The 25,988-nt window shown below is 71.1% G+C and carries 19 protein-coding genes; 6 read left to right on the forward strand and 13 right to left on the reverse strand.

Annotation, left to right across the window (positions count from 1 at the left end; translation table 11 throughout):
• Nucleotides 1-3: 3 nt before the first annotated feature.
• Nucleotides 4-447, forward strand: coding sequence for an NUDIX domain-containing protein (locus ACIRQP_RS27230; protein ID WP_403893849.1), 444 nt, complete (start codon nucleotides 4-6; stop codon nucleotides 445-447).
• 154 nt (nucleotides 448-601) lie between these two features.
• Here the strand turns inward: ACIRQP_RS27230 and ACIRQP_RS27235 are convergent, their stop codons facing one another.
• Nucleotides 602-2,437, reverse strand: a complete 1,836-nt coding sequence (locus tag ACIRQP_RS27235) for a phosphoenolpyruvate carboxykinase (GTP) (RefSeq protein WP_403893851.1) — start codon at nucleotides 2,435-2,437, stop codon at nucleotides 602-604.
• 251 nt (nucleotides 2,438-2,688) lie between these two features.
• Between ACIRQP_RS27235 and ACIRQP_RS27240 the strand changes: the two genes are divergently transcribed.
• On the forward strand, nucleotides 2,689-3,417 hold the full coding sequence (locus ACIRQP_RS27240; RefSeq protein ID WP_403893853.1) for a hemolysin III family protein: 729 nt from the start codon (nucleotides 2,689-2,691) through the stop codon (nucleotides 3,415-3,417).
• 61 nt (nucleotides 3,418-3,478) lie between these two features.
• Complete coding sequence (locus tag ACIRQP_RS27245) at nucleotides 3,479-4,102, forward strand: TetR/AcrR family transcriptional regulator (protein WP_403893855.1); 624 nt, start codon at nucleotides 3,479-3,481, stop codon at nucleotides 4,100-4,102.
• A 62-nt stretch (nucleotides 4,103-4,164) separates the two neighbouring features.
• On the opposite strand, the gene ACIRQP_RS27250 is transcribed toward ACIRQP_RS27245, so the two are convergent.
• The 11 genes from ACIRQP_RS27250 to ACIRQP_RS27300 all read right to left on the reverse strand — a co-directional run bounded on the left by ACIRQP_RS27250 (nucleotide 4,165) and on the right by ACIRQP_RS27300 (nucleotide 20,032).
• Entirely contained in the window at nucleotides 4,165-5,520 is a 1,356-nt protein-coding gene (locus tag ACIRQP_RS27250) for an aldehyde dehydrogenase family protein (protein ID WP_403894111.1), read from the reverse strand.
• 20 nt (nucleotides 5,521-5,540) lie between these two features.
• Nucleotides 5,541-7,301, reverse strand: coding sequence for an asparagine synthetase B family protein (locus ACIRQP_RS27255; protein ID WP_403893857.1), 1,761 nt, complete (start codon nucleotides 7,299-7,301; stop codon nucleotides 5,541-5,543).
• 104 nt (nucleotides 7,302-7,405) lie between these two features.
• Nucleotides 7,406-7,972 carry a hypothetical protein gene (locus tag ACIRQP_RS27260; RefSeq protein WP_403893859.1) on the reverse strand — a complete coding sequence of 189 codons (567 nt, stop codon included), beginning with the start codon at nucleotides 7,970-7,972 and terminating at the stop codon, nucleotides 7,406-7,408.
• Nucleotides 7,935-8,843, reverse strand: a complete 909-nt coding sequence (locus ACIRQP_RS27265; protein WP_403893861.1) for a hypothetical protein — start codon at nucleotides 8,841-8,843, stop codon at nucleotides 7,935-7,937. Before ACIRQP_RS27265 ends, ACIRQP_RS27260 begins: the two co-directional genes overlap by 38 nt.
• A complete protein-coding gene (locus ACIRQP_RS27270) occupies nucleotides 8,840-9,877 on the reverse strand; it encodes a hypothetical protein (protein WP_403893863.1) in 1,038 nt (345 codons plus the stop codon). Before ACIRQP_RS27270 ends, ACIRQP_RS27265 begins: the two co-directional genes overlap by 4 nt.
• Nucleotides 9,874-10,647, reverse strand: coding sequence for a cupin domain-containing protein (locus ACIRQP_RS27275; RefSeq protein WP_403893865.1), 774 nt, complete (start codon nucleotides 10,645-10,647; stop codon nucleotides 9,874-9,876). The genes ACIRQP_RS27270 and ACIRQP_RS27275 overlap by 4 nt, the downstream gene beginning before the upstream one ends.
• 174 nt (nucleotides 10,648-10,821) lie before the next feature.
• Complete coding sequence (locus ACIRQP_RS27280; RefSeq protein WP_403893867.1) at nucleotides 10,822-13,281, reverse strand: galactose oxidase-like domain-containing protein; 2,460 nt, start codon at nucleotides 13,279-13,281, stop codon at nucleotides 10,822-10,824.
• Between the two features lie 56 nt (nucleotides 13,282-13,337).
• Nucleotides 13,338-14,777 (reverse strand): glycosyltransferase, encoded by a 1,440-nt coding sequence (locus ACIRQP_RS27285; protein ID WP_403893869.1) that lies wholly within the window; start codon nucleotides 14,775-14,777, stop codon nucleotides 13,338-13,340.
• Nucleotides 14,774-16,501 (reverse strand): ArnT family glycosyltransferase, encoded by a 1,728-nt coding sequence (locus ACIRQP_RS27290; RefSeq protein ID WP_403893871.1) that lies wholly within the window; start codon nucleotides 16,499-16,501, stop codon nucleotides 14,774-14,776. Before ACIRQP_RS27290 ends, ACIRQP_RS27285 begins: the two co-directional genes overlap by 4 nt.
• On the reverse strand, nucleotides 16,498-17,754 hold the full coding sequence (locus ACIRQP_RS27295) for a glycosyltransferase (RefSeq protein ID WP_403893873.1): 1,257 nt from the start codon (nucleotides 17,752-17,754) through the stop codon (nucleotides 16,498-16,500). Before ACIRQP_RS27295 ends, ACIRQP_RS27290 begins: the two co-directional genes overlap by 4 nt.
• A 205-nt stretch (nucleotides 17,755-17,959) precedes the next feature.
• On the reverse strand, nucleotides 17,960-20,032 hold the full coding sequence (locus ACIRQP_RS27300; RefSeq protein WP_403893875.1) for a thioredoxin domain-containing protein: 2,073 nt from the start codon (nucleotides 20,030-20,032) through the stop codon (nucleotides 17,960-17,962).
• A gap of 210 nt (nucleotides 20,033-20,242) precedes the next feature.
• Here ACIRQP_RS27300 and ACIRQP_RS27305 point away from each other — a divergent pair, with 210 nt between their 5' ends.
• Complete coding sequence (locus tag ACIRQP_RS27305; RefSeq protein WP_403893877.1) at nucleotides 20,243-20,866, forward strand: TetR/AcrR family transcriptional regulator; 624 nt, start codon at nucleotides 20,243-20,245, stop codon at nucleotides 20,864-20,866.
• Between the two features lie 71 nt (nucleotides 20,867-20,937).
• Here the strand turns inward: ACIRQP_RS27305 and ACIRQP_RS27310 are convergent, their stop codons facing one another.
• On the reverse strand, nucleotides 20,938-21,834 hold the full coding sequence (locus ACIRQP_RS27310) for an SDR family oxidoreductase (protein ID WP_403893879.1): 897 nt from the start codon (nucleotides 21,832-21,834) through the stop codon (nucleotides 20,938-20,940).
• A gap of 196 nt (nucleotides 21,835-22,030) precedes the next feature.
• Between ACIRQP_RS27310 and ACIRQP_RS27315 the strand changes: the two genes are divergently transcribed.
• Entirely contained in the window at nucleotides 22,031-22,612 is a 582-nt protein-coding gene (locus ACIRQP_RS27315) for a TetR family transcriptional regulator (protein WP_403893881.1), read from the forward strand.
• Between the two features lie 113 nt (nucleotides 22,613-22,725).
• Nucleotides 22,726-25,962: a tetratricopeptide repeat protein gene (locus tag ACIRQP_RS27320; RefSeq protein WP_403893883.1), complete on the forward strand. Its 3,237-nt coding sequence runs from the start codon at nucleotides 22,726-22,728 to the stop codon at nucleotides 25,960-25,962.
• Nucleotides 25,963-25,988 lie beyond the last annotated feature (26 nt).

Here is a 25,988-nt window from a genome sequence, read left to right on the forward strand (position 1 = left end):
CCCATGAGCGATGGAGTAATGCCCGACGCCTCCGTGGTCGTGGCGCGCGACGCGGACGGCCTGGTCGCCCTGCTGAGCGCCGACTTTCCGGCCCACGGAGGCGAATACCTCTTCCTGCCCGGCGGACGCCGCGAAGACGGCGAAAGCCCCTTGGAGTGCGCGCGCCGTGAACTCCGCGAGGAAGCAGGCGTCACAGCCGAGTCGTGGCATCCGCTCGGTTCGTACGTCATGACGTTGGGCTCCACCGCGCGCATCCACCTGTTCGAGGCCCGTGGCCTCACCTGTGGGCCGCAGGAACTCACCCCCACCGAGGTCGACTTCAAGCTCATGTGTGGCGCATCAGCGATGCGCTGGTGGCCGCAGAAGAAGGCCGCTTCCTCCTGCCCGCCGGGCCGCTGGCCCTCCGGCTGGCCGACCGGCTTGCAACCGCATCGACCGAGCCTCTGACCACTTCGAGCCCAGGCGCCCCAGCCTGATGTGTGCTGTCTGAAGATCCTGACCAACAAGGTCAGGATTTACCGGGGCTTCCGGGGACGCGGGCCGGCGTGCGCCGGTGCCGCCACCCGCCCGCGCCGGCGGGTGGCGGGTGGCGGGGCGGCCGTCAGTCCAGGCGCTCGACCAGGGCGTGGTACTCCTCCCACAGCTCCTTGGGCGCGTGGTCGCCGAAGGTGTTGAGGTGCTCGGGGACGAGCGCCGCCTCCTCGCGCCACACCTCCTTGTCGACCGAGAGCAGGAAGTCCAGCTCGGAGTCGGACAGCGCCAGGCCCTCGGTGTCCAGGGCCTCCTTGGTCGGAAGGATGCCGATCGGGGTCTCGACGCCCGCCGCCCTGCCCTCCAGCCGCTCGACGATCCACTTCAGGACGCGGCTGTTCTCACCGAAGCCGGGCCAGACGAACTCGCCCGCGTCGTTCTTGCGGAACCAGTTCACGTAGTAGATCTTCGGCAGCTTCGACTGGCGTCCTTCCCGCGCGGCGTCCGAGCCGACCTTGACCCAATGGCCCATGTAGTCGCCCATGTTGTAGCCGCAGAACGGCAGCATGGCGAACGGGTCGCGGCGCAGCTCGCCGACCTTGCCCTCGGCGGCCGCCGTCTTCTCGGAGGCGACGTTGGCTCCGAGGAAGACGCCGTGCTGCCAGTCGAAGGACTCGGTGACCAGCGGTACGGCGGAGGCGCGGCGGCCGCCGAAGAGGATGGCCGAGATCGGGACCCCCTTGGGGTCCTCCCACTCGGGCGCGATGATCGGGCACTGCCCGGCCGGGACGGTGAAGCGGGCGTTGGGATGGGCGGCGGGCGTGGTGGACTCCGGCGTCCAGTCGTTGCCCTTCCAGTCGGTGAGATGCGCGGGCGGTTCCTCCGTCATGCCCTCCCACCAGACGTCGCCGTCGTCGGTGAGCGCCACGTTGGTGAAGACCGAGTTGCCCCACATGGTCTTCATCGCGTTGGCGTTGGTGTGCTGGCCGGTGCCGGGCGCGACACCGAAGAAGCCCGCCTCGGGGTTGATCGCGTAGAGCCGGCCGTCCGCACCGAACCGCATCCAGGCGATGTCGTCGCCGATGGTCTCCACGGTCCAGCCGGAGATGGTGGGCTCCAGCATGGCGAGGTTGGTCTTGCCGCACGCGGAGGGGAAGGCCGCGGCGACGTACGTCGGCTCCCCTTGCGGGGGCGTGAGCTTGAGGATCAGCATGTGCTCCGCGAGCCAGCCCTCGTCGCGCGCCATGACGGACGCGATCCGCAGCGCGTAACACTTCTTGCCCAGCAGAGCGTTGCCGCCGTAGCCGGAGCCGTACGACCAGATCTCGCGGGACTCGGGGAAGTGCGAGATGTACTTGGTGGAGTTGCACGGCCACGGCACATCGGCCTCGCCCTCGGCGAGCGGCGCGCCCAGCGTGTGGACCGCCTTCACGAAGAAGCCGTCGGAGCCCAGCTCGTCCAGGACCGGCTGTCCCATGCGGGTCATGGTGCGCATGGAGGCCGCGACATACGCGGAGTCGGTGATCTCGACGCCGATCGCGGAGAGCGGTGAGCCCAGCGGGCCCATGCAGAACGGCACGACGTACATCGTGCGACCGCGCATCGAGCCGCGGAAGACGCCCTCGTCCCCCGTGAAGATCTGGCGCATCTCCGCCGGTGCCTTCCAGTGGTTCGTCGGGCCCGCGTCCTCCTCCTTCTCGGAGCAGATGAAGGTGCGGTCCTCGACGCGTGCCACGTCGGAGGGGTCGGAGGCGGCGTAGTAGGAGTTCGGCCGCTTGATCGGGTCGAGTTTCGTGAAGGTGCCCTTGGCGACGAGCTCCTCGCACAGGCGCTCGTACTCGCTCTCGGACCCGTCGCACCAGACCACCCTGTCCGGCTGCGTTATTGCTGCGATCTCGTCGACCCAGGAGATCAGCTCCTGGTGGTTGCTGGGAACGGTGCTGGGAGCCGCGATATCGCGCGCCACGATTGCTCCTTGATGAGGGTTTTTGAGGTTGTGCCCCTTGGGGGCCGCGACCCGGATGCTTCGTAGCCGCTCATCCGGTGCCGACCGCACTCATTTGATCATCCGACTCATTCGCCCATATGTCCAGAGGGCCTCACACGTGAGCATCGCCACTCGCGTGGCACGCACACGTCATCTCGACGGCACATACATGGCATCCGGGGTCTTCCGTACCGAGGCGTAACCTACGGCCCCGTAGGTAGCATGAGGTCATGACTGACACCACTCCCGATCCGCTCGCCGGCCCCCCGCGGACAGACCCCCCGCGCTCTGGAGGGGGGTCGGTCGAGATCCAGCTGCCGAGCCCGGTCAAACCGAAACTGCGCGGCTGGCTGCACGCGGGGATGTTCCCCGCCGTGCTGATAGCGGGGGTGGCCCTGATCGTCCTGACCGGCTCGACCCGCGCACGTATCGCGTGCGGGATCTACGTACTCACAGCGTGCCTGCTTTTCGGCGTCAGCGCGATATATCACCGCGGCACCTGGGGCCCGCGCGGCGAGGCCGTCCTGCGCCGGCTCGATCACGCCAATATCTTCCTGATCATCGCGGGCACCTACACCCCGCTGACCGTGCTGCTGCTGCCCGACTCGACCGGCCGGACCCTGCTCTGGGCGGTGTGGGCCGCCGCCGCCGCGGGCATCGCCTTCCGGGTCTTCTGGGTCGGGGCGCCGCGCTGGCTCTACACCCCGTGCTATATCGCGATGGGCTGGGCCGCCGTCTTCTTCCTGCCGGACTTCATGCGCACCGGCGGGATCGCCGTGCTCGTGCTCGTGGTCGTCGGCGGGCTGCTCTACAGCGCGGGCGGGGTGATCTACGGACTCAAGCGCCCCAACCCCTCACCGCGCTGGTTCGGCTTCCACGAGGTGTTCCACTCCTTCACCCTCGTCGCGTTCGTCACGCACTTCGTCGGCATCTCGCTGGTGGCGTACCAGCACTCCTGACGCCCACGGATCCGGGTCCGCACAGGGTCCGGGCGCCCGGGGATGCCCGACAATGAGAAACATGGCCGCCATCTCTCACACCCCCCTCACGGCGCAGCAGCCCCAGCTCGGCCTGCGTCAACGCAAGAAGATCAAGACCAGGAGCGCGATCCGCAGAGCCGCCTACGGGCTGATCGCGGAGCAGGGGTACGAGGCGACGACCATCGAGCAGATCGCGGAGGCGTCGGAGGTCTCCCCGTCCACCGTCTTCCGCTACTTCCCCACCAAGGAGGACATCGTCCTCACCGACGAGTACGACCCGGTCATGACGTCCGTACTGCGTGCCCGGCCGACCGGTGAACCCCCGCTCGAATCCATCCGCCACCTCTTCGACCAGACACTTCAGTCCATGCTGACCAGCGAGTACGACGAGGCGATACAGCGGACGAAGCTGATGGTCGAAGTCCCGGCGGTCCGCGCCAGGATGACCGAGGCCATGTCGGTGTCGGCGAAGCTGCTCCGCGATGTCCTCGCGGAGCGCACCGGCCGCGCCCCCGACGACCTGGAGCTGCGGATCTTCGTCGCGGTCATGCTGAGCGTGGTGCGCGAGGTCACGCTCTACTGGGGCGAGCACGGTAACCAGGACGATCTGCGCGTCCTGGTCCACCGCGCTCTGGACAGCGTCGCCGACGGCCTGCGCCTCTGAACTCCCCCGGCACGTTCAGAGGTTGGCGGGGAGGGTGCGGACCGGCGTTGTGCCCCGCCCCCTCAGCGGAAGCGGGGCGTGAGCGTCAGACGCGCCGTGATCGTCTTCGGGCGCTGGTACTCGTGGAGCGCCAGCGTGCTGAGGTCCGTGCCGTGGCCCGACGAACCCCGGCCGCCGTGCGGCAGCTCCGCCGTCTGGACGAGATGGCAGTTGAGCCACGCCTCGCCCGCGTTCAGCCGGCCCGCGAGGTCCAGGCCCGCCGCCACGTCCCGGGTCCATACGCTGGCGGCCAGGGCCTGCGGCACCCCGTTCGCCAGCGCCACGGCCTCCTCCACGCTCTCCGCCGCCTGCACCGTCAGCAGCGGGCCGAACACCTCGTCCACCACCGCCGGATCGTCGTCCGGCAGATCCGCGAGCACGCACGCGGGCCGCCAGAAGCCGCCCTCCTCGCCGGTGTCGAGGGCCTGTCCGGCCGTGACCGTCACCTTCGCCGCCGAGGCGCCCACGATCCGGTCGTAACGCGCCGCCTGGTCGACGTTGTTGAGCGGACCGAAGTCCCGGCCCGCCCGGCGCTCCCGCATCGCGTCGGTGAGCAGGGACACGGCCGACTCGTAGTTCTCGCGGAGCGTGATCACCCGCGCCGGGACGGCGCAGCTCTGGCCCGCGTTGTACGTGGTCGCGAGCGCCAGCTCCGTCCAGGTGTCCTCGGGGGCGTCCGGCAGGACGACGACCGGGCTGTTGCCGCCGAGCTCCAGGCTGACGCGCCGGGTGCCCGCGCGCGCCACCACATCGGCCCCGGCCGCCGCGCTCCCGGTGAAGGCCACCATGTCGATCGCGCCGCCCACCAGCAGCCGCCCGGTCTCCCGGTCGCCGGGCAGGGTCTGTACGACCGCCTCGCCCAGCGCCTCCCCGGCGTGCTCGGCGAGCAGCAGCAGCGAGTCGGGGGTGGTCTCGGCGGGCTTGACGACGACGGTGTTCCCGGCGGCGAGCGCGGGCGCGCAGCGCCAGGTGGCCATCATCAGCGGGTAGTTCCAGGGGACGACGACCCCGGCCACACCGAGCGGCTCCCAGCGGACCCAGCTCTCGTGCCCGGCGACGAAGCCTCCGGCGGCGGGGGCGGGCTGGGTGCGCGCCGCCCAGGCGTAGAAGCGGAAGAGGTCCGCCACGTTCGCCACCTCGCCGGCCGCCTCGTGCGCCGGCTTGCCGGTGCCCGCCCGCTCCAGTGCGGCGTACTCGTCGGCGTGCTCCTCGATCAGCCCGGCGAGCCGGTCGAGCGCCCGGGACCGCTCCCTGGGGGTGCGCGACCGCCAGCCGTCGAAGGCACGGCGGGCCGCGCCGACCACGGCGTCGACGCGCGGGCCGCGGGCGACGGGCGAGCTGCCGCGTATCCGTCCGGTTCGGGGGTCGATGAGCGACACGGTATTCAACGGGGCCTCCATCAGCTGACGTCGTAGGCGCGCAGCCACAGTTCGAGGGTGAGCACGAGCCAGAGTTTGCCGCCCTGCCTGGGCAGCAGCGTGCCCTCCCCCCGCATCCACGAGCGCACCGTGTCCGGCCGGAACAGCCCGCGGGCGCGCGCCTCGCGGCCCAGCAGCAGATCACCCGCCAGCTCCCGCAGCGGTCCGCCGAGCCACTGCTGCACCGGCACCCGCATGCCGCTCTTCGGCCGGTCCACGACCGTGTCCGGCAGCAGATCCCGTACGGCCTCCTTCAGCACCCATTTCTCGACCGCCCCGTTCAGCTTCCACCGGGGCGGCGTGGCGAAGGCGTGGTCCACCACCCGGCGGTCGAACAGCGGGGCGCGGCCCTGGATCCCCTGGGAGGCGGTGAGCCGTTCGACCTTGGTGAGGATGTGATGGGCGCCCTTGGTGCGCAGATTGCAGTGCAGCAGCTGGTTGAGCAGCCGGTCCATCCTGCCGTCCCGGCCCGCGGGCCGCAGATACGGGGCGACGAACCGCCCCGGACCCGGCGCGGTGGCCAGGGCGTCCAGCACGTCGGCGGTGAGCAGCTCGGGCAGATCGGTGAAGCACTTGCGGTACGAACGCAGATACGCCGTCTCGCGCGCGTCCTCGGCGTCGCCGCCCGGCACCTCGCCGCGGTGCATCTCGTACACCAGCATGGGCAGGTTCTTCGGCCCGCCGAACACCGGGTCACCGCCCTCCCCGTTGAGCACGACCCGCGGCCCGTCGCCCGCCACAGCCTCGGCGAGCATCAGATTGGGCACGGTCAGCGGATCGCCCACGGGGCTGTCGAGCAGCGCGGCGGCCTCCGCGAGCCGCGCGGCCACGGCGTCACCGGACACGGTGAGCACGCGGTGGCGGGTGTGGCAGTGCTGGGCGACCAGGCCCGAGTAGCCCAGCTCATGGGGGAGTTCGTCGCCGAAGCTGATGGAGTACGTGTGCACGGGATGGGCGTGCAGCTTCGCGGCGAGCGCGGTCACCAGCGAGCTGTCGACCCCGCCGGAGAGCAGCACACCCACGGCCTCGGCCTCCGGCAGCCGGCGTGCCGTCGCCTCCTCCAGCAGCGCGCGCAGGCGCAGGGCGTAGGTCTCAGGCGGCGCGCCGTCGTCCTCGATCAGCTCCTGGGGCTCCCAGTAGTGCTCCTCCGTGACGGCCCCGTCCACCGCGAGCCGCAGACAGCGCCCGGGGAGCACTTCGCGCACGCCGCGCAGCAGCGTCTCCTCGCCGGGGAGATAGGCGAAGGTCAGGAAGGAGCGTACGGCGGCCAGTTCGAGGCCGGTGCCGAGCGCGGGCCAGCGGCGCAGGGCGCGCAGCGAGGTGGACGCGGCCCAGCAGTCGTCGGCGCGGGCGTAGAACAGCGTGCGGGCGCCCATGTGGTCGCGGATCAGGACCAGTTCCCCGGTCTCGTGCACGGCGAGCGCGAACATGCCTTCCGCCGCCCGGATCCCGGCGGCGCCGAGCCGTACCCAGCAGCGCAGCAGCAGCTCACCGTCCGGGCAGTCGGGCTGGGCGGGGGCACCGGCGCCGGCGAGCGCGGCGAACAGTTCGGGCCGGTTGTGGAGGGTGACCTCGCCGACGGCGGTACGGCCGTACGCGGTGAACGGGCCGGTGGCATGGCCCGGTTCGTCCTCGATCAGCGCCGCGCCCGGCGCACCGGCGCCCACGGCGGCGCCCATCGCCGCGAGATGCCCCGCCGCCCGTTCGGGTGTCGCCGCCAGGCAGGCACAGAAGCGCGCCACGGTCGCCCCTCCTCTCGATCCTTCTCGATGCACGAATTCCCACGGCCTGTCCGGCAGCCGGGCAGCCCAGCAGCCCGGCAGCCACGCAGTCCGGACCAGCTGGACTATCCGAAGTCGTCGTCGCTCCAGCCGCCGCCGTCGTCGGAGTCCCATCCGTCACTGGAGTCCCAGTCGCCGCCGTCGCCGCCGCCGTCCGCGTCACCGTCGCTCGAACCGCCGCCGTCGTAACCCGCGTCCCCGCCGCCGGAAGAGTTCTGGGACGCCGCCTGCTGCTGCCGCAGTTCCTCCTCCTCTTCGGGCGTGAGCTCCTCCGGCGGGAGCTGGGCGGCCGTGACGGCGAGGCTGACGAGCCCGAGCCCGCCCAGCAGCACGCCCATGCGCCCGCCGAACGAGGTCCTGTTGACCAGCATCGTCTCGCCCTGGTCCCAGACCGTGCGGCCGTACCCGATGTCCCTGCCGTAGGTCACCCTGCCGTCGGAGTACAGGCGTTTGATGATGCGTCGGCCGAGCTGCTCGTCCGTGCCGGACGCGCCCTGGTTGTCGTGCCAGCGCACGCGCGTGCCGCCTTCGCGCCGCCGCCACTCCTCACGTCCGTCCCGGTAGCGGCGGTGGACGCTGTTGTCGGCGAGCAGCTCATCCCTGTACTGCGTCTCGCGTGGCCGGTTTATCACCTTTGGTCCCCGTATCCCCTGGTTGGTTCGTCGGCCATGTCATGAATCCCGTCGTACGCAGCTCACGCAGCCCGGTCCAGACGGAGTGGCTGGGCGTCCTCGGTCCGCGTACGAGTCGCAGTACGGTGCGCAGCAGCCGGGCCGGCGGAACGGACTCCACCTCGGCGAAGCGCCCTTCGGCGAGCCAGTCCCGCTCGCGGGCTTCGAGCCCGGCGGGCAGTGTCAGCGGGCCGGGTCCCGGTGCCGGGCCGCGCGGCGAGATCAGATGGAGCGCGGTGGCGTGCCGGGGTACGAGGCCCATCGAGGAGACCCGTACGCCGGGGACCGCGTCGCGCACCCGCGCGGTGAGCGCGATGCCGTCGACGCTCGCGTCGTGCAGTACGTGCACGGTCGCGCCGTCCGCCCTGCCGAGCCCGGTCACCAGCCGTGGGTCGAGCGGCAGGTCGTCGGCGGCGAACACCGGGCAGGCGGCCTCCAGATGCACATCGTTGGCGAGAAGCATCCGGGCCACCTGGCGGCTCTGGCAGACGAGCAGCCGGGGCAGTCCGTAGTCGTGGAGATCGGGCTCGGAAGGTTCGCGAAGCGCAGACGCAGACGCAGACCCAGACGCAGAGGCTGGGGCCAGCAGTCCCGGCACCGCGCCGTGCCGCCGCAGCGCCTCCTCGAACCGCTCGTACCGCACCGGCGGCGCGGGCGTCAGCGGGAGCCTGCGCGGGGCCGCGTGAAACGGGCGCAGGACACGGCACATCTCGTAATACAACTGGAGCTCGGTGAACCGGATCCGGCCCGGCGCGCCCGCGCGCCCTACGGCGGTGGCGAGAGCCCGGTCGAGCAGCCGGTCGCCGACACCCGCGGCGACGCGTGGGGTCATCGGCCGGCCTCGTCCGGCCAGGTGAAGAACCCGACGGCCTCCGCCTTGCGCCGCTCGGGGTCCGTACGGGTCGTGGCGGCGGCGCGTTCGACGGTCTTGGTGACGGCCGCGAGGAGCTTGGCGGGCCGTACGGCGACCAGGGAGACGGTCCAGCCCTTGGCCAGCCAGTCGAGCTCGGCCTTGGTGAGCGTTCCGCTCTCGCCCAGCCACTGGATGAAGTCCGCCGCCGGCTTCGCGCCGCGCCTCGCGGGCGCGCCCGGCGTCGCCATGACGGCGCGCGGCGGCAGCCCCGCGTCGATCACCGTGCGGCCCGGCAACGCCTCACGCGTCCGGATGACCAGCCGGCAGCCGGGCGCGCTCACGTCGTGCAGCACGACGACCGGCATCTCCTCCGGCAGCCGGTCGATCTCGGTGGCGACGGCGACTCCGTACCGGTCCGCCATCTCGTTGGCGACCAGGAAGGCGGCGATGCCCCGGTCCGGGCAGAGCAGCGCGATGCGCGCGCCCTCCGGCACATAGACGCGGCCGAGCGGGAAGTCGTCCACGACCCCGGGCGGGAGCGAACCGTACACGGCCGTCCAGTCATTCACCAGAAGGGAGTGGAACCCGCTGAGCGGATCCGTCGTCCGTTGCCTCCTGCCGCTCATCGCGGCGGCGAACATACCAATGATGAAGATCAGGACGAGGATCCCGCCGAAGATGGCGAATCCGCCCGCGTCCTCGGCGTTCAGTCCGATGATGAGCACGACGATGCCGGTCAGCAGCGGGACCCACAGACATCCCAGGGCCTCCACGACCGGGCTCCGGCTCTTGCCCGGCACCGTCCTGGGCAGCGCCGCGGCCCCGAGCTGCTTGACGGAGATCTTCAGCCGGCCGCCGTCGGTGCGCTTCTGCAGCAGGCGGCGGATCCGTAGGTCACTCATCCGCAGCGAGTTGGTCTTGGGGTCCAGGGCGAAGCGCCGCTTGCACCCGGAACAGGTGCGGTTGGGCCGCTCCCTGTAGAGCAGGTTCTTCTCGCAGAACGGGCAGATCATCGTGGGCCCTCCAGTGCGGAAGCGGCGCGCCGGAGCCCGGCGGCGAGACGCTCCCGCACGGTGGTGGCGCCGATGCCCCTGACGCGCTGGATACGTTCGATGTCGCGCAGCGCGGCGGCCAGCAGCCCGTAGTCGGTGCCCACCCGGGTGACGGTGCCGAGCGTGCCGCGGCCGTGTGCCACGCCCCGGTCGCCGTCCGTGGCGCGGCGCTCGGCCTCCTCGGCGGTGATCGCGTAATCCTCGTGGTCGATACCGAAACCGGTGTTGGCGGCGAGGATGTTCAACGGCTTCGCGCCGCGGTTGGCGAAGGAGTGGGGCATCATCTCGGGGATCCGGATCATGGCCCCCGGAAACAGCCGGATTTCGGTGACCCGGCCGCGCGCCGGGTCGTAGAGACCGCAGGCGGCGTGACCGAGGCTGAGCACGATGTGCTCGCCGCCGTGCGCGTGCGGGGTGAAGGCGCTGCGCGGGCCGACGACCCCGAGCTTGAACGTGGCGTTGGACGGGCGCTCGGGCGAGGTACGCGCGTCACCGACGAGGTAGTGGGCGAACTGCCCGTCGTCGATGAAGCGCAGGAACTCCTCGCTCGGGCCCAGCTCGCGCGCCCCGTCCCGGTCGGCGAACAACACGGTTCCCTCGGGCTTGAGATGGAACAGCTCCACCCCGTGGGGCAGCTCGCGCGACAGCCGCTCCATACCCCGCAGCCCGGGTGTGCCGGTACCGGATTCCACGTCGGACATCAACGCTCCCCCCATCGCGTTGTCGACCACGATCGCATCGTAGAACCGCGACCGGGAACACCTGGAACAGATGATATGGCGGCGCACTGACATCGCCATGAAGTGCGGGGTCCGCGTACGCGGTGAACGGTCCGTGGGTCGCGTGTGTGGTGACGGTCCGTCGGCCGCGTACGCGAGACAGGTGGCCCGGAGGTCAGCGCCACCTCAGCGCCGCCTCACGTCCCCCTTCCCGCACGCCACCCCGTCCCCGTCCGGGTCGAGCCGGAGCGGATCGTCCCCTCCGTTGACCTTCAGCCGCCCGTAGTCGTTCGCCGCGAGCCAGTCGCAGCGCGCCTTCGTCGTCGCCGCGTTCCTCGTCCCCGCGTTCCTCCCCGCGTTCCTCGTCGCCGCGCTCGTACTCCCCCGCACCGTTTCGGGGAAGACCGTCGGTACGCAGACGTTCGCCGAGCCGTAGTGCCGGTCGCATCCCGCGACCTGGGGGCTCACCGGCGCCGAGGTCCGCTTCTTCCGCGGTTTCTCGGGGCTCTGCGCGAGATCCCCGGCGAAGTCGTGGACGTGCGCCGACTCCGCCGCCTTGCCGGCGAGCGCCGGCGGCCCGCCCAGACGCACCCACTCGGCCACCGAGGGCACGCCGTTGGCGTCGACCGCGAAGAGCATGTACCAGCCGGGGGGCGCCAGATTCGGGTTGCTCGTGACATTGAGGTCGACGTTGTTCCCGTCCACCGAGAGCGGCAGATCCACGAACCGCTGGTTGGGGTCGGAGGAGTGGGTGACCGCGGCCGGCCGGATCAGTTCGGCCTTGGCGATCGGCCGGTCGACCGTGATCCGCTGCGTGTCGCCGTACAGCCACTGGTTGTCGATCAGTGACGTGATCCGCGGACGTGGTCCCTTCAGGAGATACGGCGGGGTGTAGAGCGACACCTGATGGTTCCAGGAGCCGTTGCCCGGGTTGTCGCCGGTCGTCATCACCCGGCCGTCCGGCAGCAGGAACGCCGAGGAGTGGTAGCCGCGCGCCTCCGGGTCCACCGCGACCGGATCGAAGGTGTCCGTCACCGGGTCGAACAGCGAGGACTCGTAGACGGGGTTGGCGCGGTTGTGCAGCGCGCCGCCCGTCTCCAGGACCTTGCCGTCGGGCAGCAGCACGGCGGAGCCGTACATCTTGCCCTGTGCCCCGCTCTGCGGCCGCGGTCCGTCGCCGAGGTCGACCGTGCCCTGCGGCAGCAACGGGCCCGGTGCGTAACGGGGGTTGGGCTGCTTGAGGTCGATCAGATCCGTCAGCCGGTTCGCCTCCGGGTTGGAGTCGATATTGCCGCCGCCGATCGTCAGCACCCGCTGGTCCTGCGCGGGCGGCAGCAGCACGCTCGCCGACTGGTCGCGCTCGTCCTTGTTCTGGAGGCCCTCGATCTCGGTCACCGTGTTGGCGTCGTAGTCGTAGACCGACGAGCCGGTGCCGGGCGTGCCGTTGCCGAAGACATGGCTGCCGGAGTAGAAGAGCCGCCCGTCCTGCATCAGGATCATCGACGGGTACAGGCCCCAGTACGACCAGGTCTGGTTGACCTGTCCCGTCGGCAGCCACTTGTCCTGCGCCGCCGACCAGCGCTCGGCGGTCACTGAACCGCTGGAGTCCTCGCGCAGCCCGCCGAAGGACATCACATCGCCATTGCCCGTGATCGTGGCCGACGGATACCAGTGCCCGTCGTTCATGTCATTGGTCCTGGTGTACGTCTCGGTGGCGGGGTCGAAGACGTACGAGTCCTTGAAGCCCTGGTACCCGACCGTGCCGTCCGCCGACGGATAGCCCTTGTTGCCGCTCATCACCAGCACCCGGCCGTCGGAGAGCTGGACATGGCCGGAGCAGAACATGTCGTCGGGGGTGGGGACCGTACGGTACGAGCCGTCCGCCGGGTCGTACACGGCGGAGGTGAACGTACCGGCCTCGAACATCTCCGGGTCGTTGCCGGAGCCGGCGATCAGCAGCACCTTGCCGTTGTGGAGCACCACCGAGTGCATCGAGCGCACCGGGTTCTCCGTCGGCAGCACCTGCCAGCGGCCGTTGGCGCACTCCTCGGCGGTCCCGGTGCACTCCGGTTCGACGGGCGGCGGGGCGACCTCCTCCATCACATAGTCGTCGGTGGTCACACTGCCCGTGCCGTACACCGACACGCCCCAGGTGATCCGGTCGGTGCCGGGCGGAATGACGGGGGTACGGACCTCGGCCCGCTGGTAACCGGCGCTCAGGTCCAGGGTTTTGAGGTCGGTCCAGTACTGCCAGCCCGCCGTGGTGTCATGGCGGAAGAGCGTGATCGCGGCGTCGGGCGTCGTCGATCGGTACCAGAGGGACAGGTCGTACTGCCGCTCGGGCACCACCGCGGGCGCGCACTCCGCGGACTCCGTGATCAGCGCCTTGCGGTCGCCCTCGGTCCGGCGGGTCAGCTCGACCCTCAGCGCCGCGGTGCCGGAGTGGGCGTCGGTGACGGTGTCGAAGGAGAAGTCGTTGTCCCCCCAGCCGGACCGCTCCCAGCAGTACGGCATGGCGTCCGTGCCCGGCGTCTCGAACCCGGAGTTCTTGACGAGGTTCGCGCCGGCCGCGGCGGGCTGCTGGGTGGCGAACAGCAGACCGCCGGTCAGCGCGACGAGGGCGAGGAACGCGGTACGGCGCGACATACGGAACCGGCGCGACATACGGGATCGGCGCGGCGGGACACGCGAAGGGACGGGGCTCATCGGCGCACGCTCCCCTCGGTACGGTCGGCCGCCGCCGCGCGGCTCGCCGAACGGCCCCTCATACGGCCCCTCACATGGCCCTTCGCCCGGCCCGCGCCACGCCTCGCCCGCTCCCGCTTCGGCAGATAGACCAGCGCCTCCGTCCCCACGAACCGCACCACGAACGTCGCCAGCAGCGCGCACGCGGTCGCCGTCAGCACCCCCATCCCGAGCCGACCGACGAACAGCGCGATCAGCGGGATACGGAGCAGCAGATCGGCGTTGGCGAGGAGCGCGAACCGGCTCACCCGGTCCGCCCAGTGCCGGTACGCCCGCCGGTCGCGGAAGAGCAGCAGCTCGATCAGGAGGAAGTTCCACAGGACACCGAACTGGTTGGCCAGCACCTCGGCCGGCAGATAGTGCACCCCGGCCGCCGTGAGCCCGTGCAGCGCGAGCAGGTTCGGTACGAAGCCGGTGAGCCCGATCAGTCCGAAGGCGATCATCCGGGCGAGGGCCTTTCCGGGGGCTCTTCGCGGATCAGGCCGCGGCGTCCGGTGCCGTGCATCGCAAGGCGGAGGATCATTCTCGTACTGGACGTACGTGGACGACTCCGACAACGCGGCGAGGTGCGGTGCCGGGCGTCGCGGGCCCGCGAAGAGCCGCCGGAAAGGCCCGAGTGGTGCGGCCGTCCGCAGCTCGACGAGGTGGCGAAGGAAGCGCAGCCCCTCCTTCGCCGTCGACTTCGACTCGCCCGCGAACCGGTCGCGGAAGACGAACGGGACCTCGGCCGGCCGCTCGGGCCGGCAGCGTACGGCCAGCTCCAGCAGGATCTTGTAGCCGAGCGGTCGCAGCGCCTCCGAGGTGACGGCGGAGCGCCGGATCGCGAAGAACCCGCTCATCGGGTCGCTGATCCCGCGCAGCCCGGCCGGGAAGAGCCCCTTGGTCAGCCAGGTCGCCGCGCGGGACACGGCGACGCGGTAGCCGCCGGCCAGCCCGGCCCGGCTGCCGCCGTCGATATAGCGGCTCGCGACGACGAGATCCGCGGAGGTCCGCTCCCCGGCCGCGACCAGATCGGGGATGAGCGCGGGCGGATGCTGGAGATCGGCGTCCATGACGACGATCCAGTCGGACCCCGCTGCCTTGAGCCCTTCGACGACCGCCCCGCCGAGGCCGCCCTCGGGCTTCTCCCGGTGGATCACGCTCACCGGGAACGGGCAGTCCTGCGCGGCGGATGCGACGACCTCGGGGGTGTCGTCGGTCGAGTCGTCGACGAAGAGCACCTCGCAGGGCAGCCTGGCCGGTACGGCGTCGGTGAGCTGCCGCAGTAACTCCCGTACGTTCCCCGACTCGTTGAAGGTCGGGATGATGATGGTGACGGCGCCGGGCTCGGCGACGACGGTCGCTTCCAGCTCCGGTTCACCGCGCTCCCCGGCACCGATGGGGGGAAGAATGCTCATCGCTCGTCGCCTCCCGCGATCCGGTCACCCTGCGCGATCCCGTCGCTCCGCGCGATCCCGTCGGCCTCCGCGATCCCGTCGGCCTCCGCGATCCGCCGGATCTCGATCCGGTCCTCGCCGTCCCCGAAGACGGCGACGGCGGTCGAGTGCTCCAGCGCGTCCCGCACCTTGGGCAGATTGCGCGCGTCGCGCCGTACGGTCGGGGACGCGACCACATAGTCCAGATCGCGCCAGCCGTCCGGCATGGTCTTGGTGACGGCCGGGTCGAGGTCGGCCTTGTAGAACCAGATCGCGCCGAGCCCCGGTTCGTACCCGGCGTGCACCAGGTCGAGCCAGAGCGCGTCGTCGACCAGCACCCGGGCCCGGGAGGGGTCGGGCACCTCCGTCGCCATCCAGGAAGCGGCCTGCCGGTAGGGGGCGTTGGCGTCGGCCGTCAGCGCGGTGCGATTGCCGTCATACCACCGGGGTACGACGACGACCAGCGCACTCGCGGCGAGCGCCGCCAGCGCCGTCCAGCGGACGGTGGTGAGCGTACGGCCCTCCTGCGGGCCGCGCCGTCTGCGCAGGATCGCGTGGGTGACGGACGCGGCGCCGCCCGCCAGCACCAGCGCCAGGAACGGCAGCCCCTGGATGACATACATCGCGGGCAGATAGCCGGACGGGCGCAGGGCGACGACGGTGAGGATCACCACGGCCAGCGCGGGCCCCGCGAGCGCCCGCGCGGTGACCGACCAGCGCAGCGTGACCATCAGCAGGACGGCGCCCGCGATCCCGCCGAGCAACAGCACCCGGTCGTAGTACAGCCAGGACTGGAGCACCCCGTACGAACCGCTGCCCGGGTCGAGTACGAAGCCGGACCCGGGCCTGCTCATCTGGTACGTGATGCCGTCCCAGAGCGAGACATGCCCGCCGCCGGGCAGCAGCTCCCCCTTGAGCAGCGCCATCAGCGGATAGCAGAGGCCGACCAGGGCGCAGGCGGTGATCGCGCCGGTCACCGCGAACTTCCGGGTGTCGCGATGGCTGTGCCGCCACAGCGTCACCAGCAGCGCGGGCAGGATGACCAGCATGGTCTCCTTCGTGAGCACCCCGACGGCGGCGGCGAGTCCGGCCGCGAAGTGGTGCCAGAGATGCCGGCTGGGCGAGGCCGCGAGGCAGAACGCGAGCAGCATCCACATCACGGCGATGTTGTCGAGGAAGATCTCCCGCTGGAGCACCACGGAGAGCGGGGAGAGCCCGAACAGGACCATCGCCAGCCCGGCGGCCCAGCGCGGCAGCCAGAGCCGCCGGGCCAGTACATAGAGGAAGACCGCGCTCGCCGCGCTGACCAGCAGCATCGCGAAGCGCATCGGGGCGACGGTCATCGTCTCGGGCGAGAGGAGCGAGGGCAGCCAGGTCAGGAAGGCGATCTGCATCCAGCCGAGCGGCGGATGGTCGTACCAGTAGGTGTAGTGGGCGAGGCCCTTGCCCTCCTGGACGGCCCAGGCCTGGGCGAGATAGGTGCCCTCGTCGTCGCTGAGCGTCGGATAGTGCTGGATGTTCCAGCCCTGGACCAGCAGGATCGCGACGAGCAGCGCCCCGCACAGGAGCAGATCGGCGCGGGAGCGCCGGAAACGTATGACCGGCCGGACGGTGAGCCGCGTCGTGCTGACGCCGCGGGCATGCCTCGGCCGCGCGGTGACGGCGGTCGGCTGCTCGGTCGTCACCGTGGGGAGGGTGGAGGTCACGCGTGGACGTCCTCTCGGAGGAGATGCGCGCCGACATGACTGGTCAGCTCCCAGTCGCCGTGCCCCCGCTGCTCGCGCCAGACGGCGCGGATCGCCGCGCCCGCGAGGAGCACCTGGTAGAAGGGGCCGCCGATGATGAGCTTCAGATAGTGCGTGAGCCTGACCCGAAGTCCGTACTGTTTACCGAAGTCATGGAGCCCGACGACCTCGAAGACGAAGGTCACCATGGCGGTGACGAGCGGCAGGAACGTCACGAACGCGACCGTCACCGGCACGTCGAGCAGGAGCGCGATCCCCACGTTGAGCGGGATGATCAGGCCGGTGAACGCCTGGAGGAACGGTGTCATCAGCGTGTAGCGGGCGAGCATCCGCTGTCCGCGCGTGGGCAGTTGGCGCCAGTCCTTCTTGCGGTACACCTGAAGGAAGCCCTGGTTCCAGCGGGTGCGCTGTTTGAGCAGGGACATCAGCGAGCCCGGGGTCTCCTCGCGGGTCACCATGTCGGAGTCGTACGCGACGACGACCTTCTTGCCGACGCTGGAGAGCCGTACGCCCAGATCGCAATCCTCGGCCAGGCAGTTCTGGTCCCAGCCGCCCGCCTCGCGCAGGACGTCGGTGCGTACGAAGACGGTGTTGCCGCCGAGCGGGATGAAGCCCTTCTGGGCATGGAGATGGAGCCTGCTGCGGAACCAGAAGAAGTACTCCAGGCAGTTGCGCAGGCTGTACCAGCTGGAGTGGAAGTTGATCAGCTGGACGCCGCCCTGGACGACATCGGCGCCGGTGGTGCGGAAGGCGTGGTCGACATGGGTCAGCAGCTCCGGGTGGACCTGGTCCTCGGCGTCGAAGACCCCGACGACCTCGCCGGTGCAGTGCGGCAGCGCCGTGTTGAGCGCCTTGGGTTTGTTCTTGGCCTCATGGGTGTCGACGACGACCCTGACCCGGTGCGGGTCGCGGGCGGCGGCCCGTTCGGCGACCGCCGCGGTCTCCGGGTCGTCGTGCCCGACGATGACGATGATCTCGAACCGGCTGTGGCCGGACACCAGCAGCCGCTCGATGGTGTGCTCCAGCACGGCCTGTTCATGACGGGCCGGCACGAGCAGCGAGAACGAGCCCTCGCGACCGCCGTCGGGCCGGTCGAATCTGGTCGCGGCCAGCGTTTCCGGCGTACGCCAGGCATGCATCTGCCACCAGAGCGTGAACGCGGCCATCCAGAACAGCGCCAGTGAAATGGCAGCGACGAATACGGACGTGAACACATGGCCCCCCTCGGCCAGGGCACGCCGCGGCAGGCCCCCCTGGCCGTCGGCTGACCCGTACATCCCCCTGTACGCACAGTCCCCCCGTGCGTACCTGTTGTGACTCTTGTGGAGACAATAAGGGGGACCTGTGACAGTCGGAGGACCGATTGGGTGAATACTGCGTTTCAGGCCGATTCACCACGCGTCGGAAATCAGCCATACGTTACTCGAAAACGCCCAACTCTCCCTTTAGTGCGCTTACTTCCGTCACCGGCGCGGCGCAGACGAACCTCCGGCAGACATAGGCGGCGGCCTCCCCGCCGACCAGCGGACGGTCGGTCAGCAGCGGAAACTCATCGCTTCCGGCCACTCCCGCCGCGACGACCGCACCGGGCGCGGTGCCCAGCAGCGCCGTACGGTGCAGCGCGCTCCGCTCCGGCCCGGTCCCGTCCGCGACTCCCGCCACTTCCCCCGCCGCTGCCCCCGGCTTCTCCACGACCGCGACCTCGCGCGGCCCGTCGAGCAGCGCCTCGGCCACCGCGAGCCCCCAGCCGATGAAGCGCGGCGCCCTCGGCCCAAGCGCCTTGACCACCCCCAACGCCCCTTCCGCGGCGGTGCGATGGGCCTCGGATCCGGTGTGCGCGGCATACGAGAGGAGCGCCCCGGCGGCGGCCGTCCAGCCGGACGGCGTGGCGTTGTCCGTGGGGTCCTGCGGGCGCCTGATCAATTGTTCGGCGTCGTTCGCCGTGTCGTACAGCGTCCCGTCCTCGGCCATGAACCGGTCGACCACAATGTCCAGCAAGAACCCGGCGAATTCCAGCCAAGCCCCCTCACCGGTGACCCCCGCGAGCGTCAGGAAGCCCTCGGCGACATCGCCGTAGTCCTCCAGCACCCCCGCGTTGGCACCGGTGCGGCCGTCCTTCGACGTACGGGCGAGCCGCGCCGCCTCGTCCAGATGCGCCCGCACCAGCAGATCGGCGGCCTCGGTGGCGCGTTCCACCAGATCCGGCCGGTCGAAGTAGGCGCCGGTCTCGGCCAGGGCCGCGATCGCGAGCCCGTTCCAGGCGGCCACGATCTTGTCGTCCCGACCCGGCCTCGGCCGCCCGTCGCGCGCGGCGAGCAGCCGCCGCCGTACGGAGGCGACCCGTTCGGCGTCCACCACCCCGCCGTCCAGGGGCAGTTGCAGCACGGACGCGCCCTCCTCGAAGGTGCCCTGCTCCGTCACCCCGAAGTACCGCGAGGCGAACGCGGCGTCGGACTCCCCCAGTACCTCGCGCAGCTGGTCCGGCGTCCACACATAGAAGGCGCCCTCTACATGCGCGCCGCTGCCGTCGTCACTGTCCGCGTCCAGCGCGGAGGCGAACCCGCCCTCCGCCGTGCGCAGTTCACGCACCATGAAGTCGGCCGTCTCCAGCGCCACCCGCCGGGCCAGATCGGATCCCGTGGCCCGCCACAGATGCGCGTACACCCGGCACAGCAGCGCGTTGTCGTACAACATTTTCTCGAAGTGGGGCACCGTCCACTCACGGTCCACGGAGTAGCGGGCGAACCCGCCGCCGAGCTGGTCGTAGATCCCGCCCCTGGCCATCGCCTCGCAGGTATCGGCCGCCATCTGGAGCGCGCCCTCCGCGCCGGTACGGGCGTAGTGGCGCAGCAGGAACTCCAGCACCATCGACGGCGGGAACTTCGGCGCCCCGCCGAACCCGCCCCGCACCGCGTCGTACTCCCGCGTCAGCCCCAGCAGCGCCTGCGCCAGTTCCTCCTCACCGGGCACCCCGTCCCCCCGGTACGCGAGCGACCGCCCGGCCAGCTCCTCCACGATCCGCGCGGCGACCTCCGCGACCTCCCCGCGCCGGTCCTTCCACGCGGCGCTGACCCCCTCCAGGACCTGCGGGAAGGACGCCATGCCGTGACGGGGCGCGGGCGGGAAGTACGTGCCGAAGTAGAACGGCTCCCCGTCCGCCGTCAGGAACACCGTCATGGGCCACCCGCCCTGCCCGGTGGCCGCCTGAACCGCCTCCATATAGACGGCGTCCACATCGGGCCGCTCCTCGCGGTCGACCTTGACGCTGACGAAGTGGGCGTTCATGTACGTGGCGGTCGTCGGGTCCTCGAAGCTCTCGCCCGCCATCACATGACACCAGTGACAACTGCTGTACCCGACGCTCAGCAGCACCGGCACATCCCGCCGCCGCGCCTCCTCGAACGCCGCGGGTGACCAGGGCCACCAGTCGACGGGGTTGTCGGCGTGCTGGAGGAGGTACGGGGAGGTCTCATGGGCCAGTCGGTTCGCCATGCGCCCCATCCTGCCCCAGCGGGACCGTCGCCCTTCCCGGGCGGCGGCCGCGTGTCCGGGCCCGCCCCGCGAGACCACCGACCGCGTCATGGACCAGTACCGGTCGCACTGGGGCAGGACCGCGGACCGAAGTCGGAGGTGATACCCACTATGAGGTTGCACCTGAACAGGAATCAATACCAATGTGGAGTGACCGGTACACTCGACGTCATGGGATTGCGCGAGCTCAAGGCGACCCGGACCCGGCAGCAGATCGTCGACACGGCACTCAGTCTGTTCATCGACCAGGGGTACGACGCGACGACCATGGAGCAGATCGCCGAGCGGGCCGAAGTCGGCAGCACGACGCTGTACCGCTACTTCCCGAGCAAGGATCTGCTGATCCTGGACCGGCTCACCCAGCCGATGAACCTTGGGGCGTTCCTGCGTGAGCGTCCCGCCGAGGAGCCTCTGAGCGTCGCACTCGGCGCGGCGATCCATGCGTCGTTCGACGTTCTCGATGACGAGGACGGCCGCCTCACGGCGGTACGCCACATCGTCGACAACGCGCCGATCCCCCGAGCCCGCCTCTGGGATCTGGCCGCACAAGCTCAGAGCGAGCTGAAAAAAGCGATCGCCGAGCGCATGGGCCGCCCTGTCGAAGATTTGCTGGTTGTCATGACCGCGCATGTCACGTTCGCGGTGTTCCACATCGCCGGGGAGACAGCGGGGGCAGGGGACCACAAAGCGTCACGCTCCGAGAGTGTCGACGAGCTGCTTCGCACCCTCAACACTTTTGAGTGGGTGGTCCCGGCTCCACCATCCGGCCCCGATACGGTCCGCCCGCGGCCGTAAGTCATCTCGGCGGAAGCCATATCGGCGGACCTGAAGGACTTCTCGGCAGTCGGCCCGTCGGGCGCGGAGCGTCAGGCACGGAAGTAGGATCCGGCGTCCAGGTCCTGGATGAGGCCGGGCCCGCTCGGGGTCCAGCCGAGGAGCTCCCGCGTGCGAGCGCTTGAGGCGGGGATGTCCATGGCGAAGAAACCGCCGATCCACCCGAAGTGCTTCTGTGCGTCCTGCGGTGCGATCGAGGTCACGGGAACGTCGAGTCCTCGCCCGATGGCCTCCGCGATCTCCCGTGTGGGGACTCCTTCCTCGCTCACCGCGTGCAGGAGCGTTCCCGCCGGGGCCTTCTCCAGTCCCAGCCGGGTGATCCGTGCGGCATCCGACCGGTGGACCGCCGGCCAGCGGTTCGTGCCGTCGCCCACGTAGCCGGCGACCCCTTTCTCACGGGCGATCGCGACCAGGGCCGCGATGAAACCGTGGTCGCCGTCGCCGTGCACGGTCGGGGCGAACCGCACGCTCACCGTGTGCACGCCGCGTTCGACGTACTCCAGCGCGAGGTTCTCGCTGCCGCCCCGGGGGGAGTCCGGGCCGTGGAACGGTGACCTGTCGTCCTCGGTCGCCGTCCGGCCCTGCGCCGGACCGGCGACGCCGGACGCCAGCAGAAACGGACGGCCTGATCCGGTGAGGACGTCGCCGATCGTCCGCACCGCGGCCCGTTCGGCCCGGTTGGAGACGGCGGGGTTGTCGAAGTCGTGCTTGTTGGCGAGGTGGAGGACGGCGTCAGCGGTCGCGGCGCCCTCCCGGATGCCGTCGAGATCGTCGAGGTCGCCGCGGCGGACCTGGACACCCTTCGCGTCGAGAGATGCGGCCGAGGTGTCGGAGCGGGCGAGCCCGACCACCTCGTGACCGGCGGCGAGCAGCTCGTCGACCGCGGCCGAACCGATCCACCCGGATGCTCCAGTGACGAAGACGCGCATATGAATGATCTCCTTCGATGATCAAACCTGGTGATTGAAGCGAGCGATGTCAGTCACTGATGTCAGTAACTGCTGTCACTGTAGCCGCCATGTCGGTCACTGTCATCACTGGGGCGCGTTGCGAAAGTGGCGCCGTCCGCCCGCAGGGCGTCACGCGCCAGGCGGGACTTTCGCGACACGCCCTAGAGTGGCGGTCATGGTGCGATGGGAGCCCGGGGCGCGGGAACGACTGCAGGCGGCGGCGATGGATCTCTACATCAGCCGCGGCTTCGACAGGACGACCGCGGCCGACATCGCCCAGGCCGTGGGTCTCACCGAGCGCACGTTCTTCCGCCACTTCGCCGACAAGCGGGAGGTGCTTTTCGGCGGGCAGGAGCTGTTGGAGCAGGCGTTCCTGGACGGGGTGGCCGCGGCCGTGCCGGACGCGTCACCGCTTGAGATGGTCGAGTCCGCTCTGTCGGCCGCGGCGATGTTCTTCTCGGCCGAGCGCCGCGACCACTCCAGGCTGCGGCAGAGGATCATCTCCGAGAATCCCGCGCTGCAGGAACGGGAGTTGCTGAAGTTGGCGGGGCTGGCCACGGCGGTCGCCGCCGCCCTCCGGTCGCGCGGGGTTCCCGAGGCGACGGCCACGCTCGCCGCGGAATCCGGGGTGACCGTGTTCGGCGTGGCCTTCGGGAAGTGGATCGCCGAGGGTGAGGAGCGGCCGTTCCTCGACATCGAGCGCGAGGTGCTCGGCGAGCTCGTGGCGATGGCCGTCGGCGCGACGCGATCCGCTTAGCGAGGGGCGGCGAGGGACCGGGAAGACACACGCGCCCCCTGGCTCCCCTCGCGCCGACGCCGCGTGGGCAGGACAATGTCGTTTCTCACCCACGCTCTTGGAGGGGGACGCATATGCGGGAAAGCCACCGGGCCGAAGCCGAAGGGCTGTTGGTACGTGCCGTGGAGGAAGAGGTACGGCGCTCCGGCGGGCGGACCGAAGGGAACACACTGCTGGCGCGCGGGCGCAGCGCCCTTGACGCCATGGCGGCGGGCGCGGACGAGGAGTACGCCGCGTACGTGCGGGCGCTGGACGCGGAGCGGGCCGAACGGCCGGCGCTGTCGGAGCGGTTCAGCAGACAGTCCATCGGAACGCCCGTACTGGTCACGTCCGTCGCCGCGGTCGCCGCCGTCGGCGCGGATGTCGCGCTGGGCACCGCCACGGGCATCGCGTTCGGCGCCGGGGCCGTCGTCGCGGTCGCCGGGGCCGCGACCACCGTCGCCAAGGTGACCGCCTCGCACTGGCCGGCCGCGCACCGCAGGGCCGGGGCCGCGGGCCAGCCGGGCGGCACCGAGCAGTTGCGGCTCCAGTGGCTGACGGCGCTGGAGGTACGGGGCATCCGCCCGTTCCTCGACCAGCAGCGGGTACTGACCTCCGCGACCCGCCGCACCACCAAGAAGGCCACCGTCGTCCCGCAGTTGCGCGGCGGGGACCGCAGCGCCGCCGCCCGCCGGCGCAGTGTGCTCGAACAGTCCTTCGGTCATCTGCCCGAGCCGGACGGGCCGTTCGCCGGGCGGCGCGCGGCGATGGCGCAGATCGCGCAGTGGGTGCACGCGGCCCGCGTGTCGACGGAGACGAAGCCGACGGTCGTGGTGCTGTACGGCGCGCCGGGCTCCGGCCGTACCGAACTGGCCGTACGGGCCGCGCATCAGCTCAAGGACCAGTTCAGGGGCGCCTGCGTGGTCGACCTGCGCGGCGGCGGCTCCTTCGAGGCGCCGCTGTCGACCCGTGACGCGCTGCTGCATCTGCTCAACCGGCTGGGCGCGCCCCGCGAACAGCTGCTGTTCCGTGAGGGGTCCTCCCCGGAGCAGCAGGTACGGCGGCTGAGCGAGCTGTACCACCAGCATCTGACGGGCCTTCCGGTGACGGTCGTCCTGGACGACGCCTCCGATCCGGAGCAGGTGCGGACGCTGGTGCCCGAACGGTCCGACAGCCTGGTGCTGGTGACGGCGCGCGAGCGGCTCGATCTGCCGGACGACGTACCGGCCTGGGTGCACCAGCTGCCCGTCGAGCCGCTGGACACGGCGGGCGCGGAAGAGCTCCTGAGGGCCATGGCCGAACCGTCCGCCACATCGGCGGCGGGACCGTACGACGCGCAATCCACCGATCTCGTCGGCGAGTTGTGCGGCGGTCTGCCGCTCGCCCTGCGGATCGCCGGGTCCTCGCTCGGGGAGCGTACGGCCCAGCAACTGGCCACCGACCTCGACGCGTACGGTCCGGTCGAACCGGCCGAACGGGCCCTGTGGGTGCGCTACACCGACCAGAGCGACCAGGCGCGCAGGCTGCTGCGCCGCCTCGCGCTGGCCGGCCGCGCCTCCCTCGGCGCGGCAGCGGCCGCCGCGCTGCTGGCGACGGACGAGCAGGAGGCCGGCCGGCTGCTGGCCGAGCTGTCCCGGGCAGGTCTGATCGACCATGTACGGGCCGGCCGTTACCGGCTGCACGACCTCGTCAGGGCCTTCGCGCACGCACGGCTGCGGGACGAGGAGAGCGCCGAGGACCGTACGGCCGCCCAGGAGCGGCTGATCCGGAACTACGGCGAGCTGGCCGACTCCGTGATCCGGCTGGTCGACGGCAAGACCTCCACCCGCGCGGACCTCTTCAAGACCGCGGCGGGCGCGCACGGCTTCTCCTCGCTGGAGTCCGCGCTGCGCTGGCTGGACGAGGAGTCCAGTTTCATCACGGCCGCGCTGCGGCACGCCGAGGGCGTCGACCAGCAGGCCGTACTGAACCTGCTGGGCGCGCTCTGCGACTACTGCCTGCTGCGCGGCGACCTCTACCGGCTGGGCGAGATCAACGAACTGACCCAGGCGGTGGGCCAGGGGCTGCTGCTCCGCTCGGTCCAGTGGCGTACCGGCATCGCGGCCCGGCAGCTCGGCGAGCTGGACAAGGCGCGCACCACCCTGACCACGGTCGTCGGTCTCTACCGGGAGGCGGACCACGACGCGGGCGCCGCCCGCGCGCTGTGCTCGCTCGGCATCACCCTGCACCACCAGGGCAATCTGACTGAGGCGTCGGCGAAGCTGCGCGAGGCGCTCGCGCTCCAGTCCCCGGAGCCGCTGGCCGGTGACCGCGGCTGGACGCTGCACGCCCTGGCGGCCGTCGAGCGCGACCGGGGCTCGCTGGCCGAGGCGTTCACGCTGCTCTCCGACGCGCTCGTACTGCACCGCGAGAGCGAGTCCCTGCACGGCGAGGCGTGGACGCACTTCCAGCTGGGCCAGTTGTATCTGCGGCTGGGCAACGCGGCGCCGGCGGAGGCGGAGCTGCGCGCGGCCCTCGATCTGTACGGCAGGACCCGCGACGGCCGCGGCGAGGCGTGGGCGATGACCCAGCTCGCCCGCACCCGGCTGGTGGACGGCGACCCGGCCCCGGCGGTCGGCGAACTGCGCGACGCCCTCGCCCGGCACCGCGACAACGAGGACGCGCGCGGCGAGGCGTGGACGCTCTACTACCTGGGCCAGGCGCTGGAGGAGACCGGCGACCGCGACCAGGCGGTACGGGAACTGGAACGGGCGCGCACGATGTTCTCCCGTATGCGTGACGTGTACGGGCTGGCCTGCGCCCGGCACCACTCGGGCCGCGTCACCCGCGACCAGCGCGCCGCCCAGACCGGCAACCTCCGCAACTCGGGCTTCGCCCGTCAGCTGCTGACCGACGCCCGCGCGGACTTCCGCCGCATCGGCGTCGCCCACGGCGAGGCCTGGACCTGTCTGGAGCTGGCCATCATCGACGCCGGCAACAACCGTCCCGGCCAGGCGCTCCAGCTCTGCGACGAGGCGATGGCGCTCTTCGCCTCGTACGACGACCACCGCGGCGCCGACTGGGCCCGCTTCCTGCGCTGCACGCTGCTGCCGTACGCCTCGGCGGGCGGTATCGAAGTGGGCTCGGTGGTCGCCGAACAGGAGCTGTCGGACCTCTCCGCCGCCGCCCACGCGGCCCGCGACGGCAAGCTCGCGGAGTCCGTGGCGACGTTCGGGGTCATGCTGGGCCGGGGCGTACGGCTGGAGGACGGCTGGCAGGCGTGGCACCTGGGGATGGTGCCGAACCGCCACGCGCGCGAGGTGATGGGCGTACCGGTGACCGCGGCCACATAGCCGTCTCGCCGTGGCCGTCGCGCCTG

Origin of the sequence: Streptomyces sp. NPDC102274 (genome assembly GCF_044766385.1) — a bacterium.
Lineage (GTDB): Bacteria > Actinomycetota > Actinomycetes > Streptomycetales > Streptomycetaceae > Streptomyces.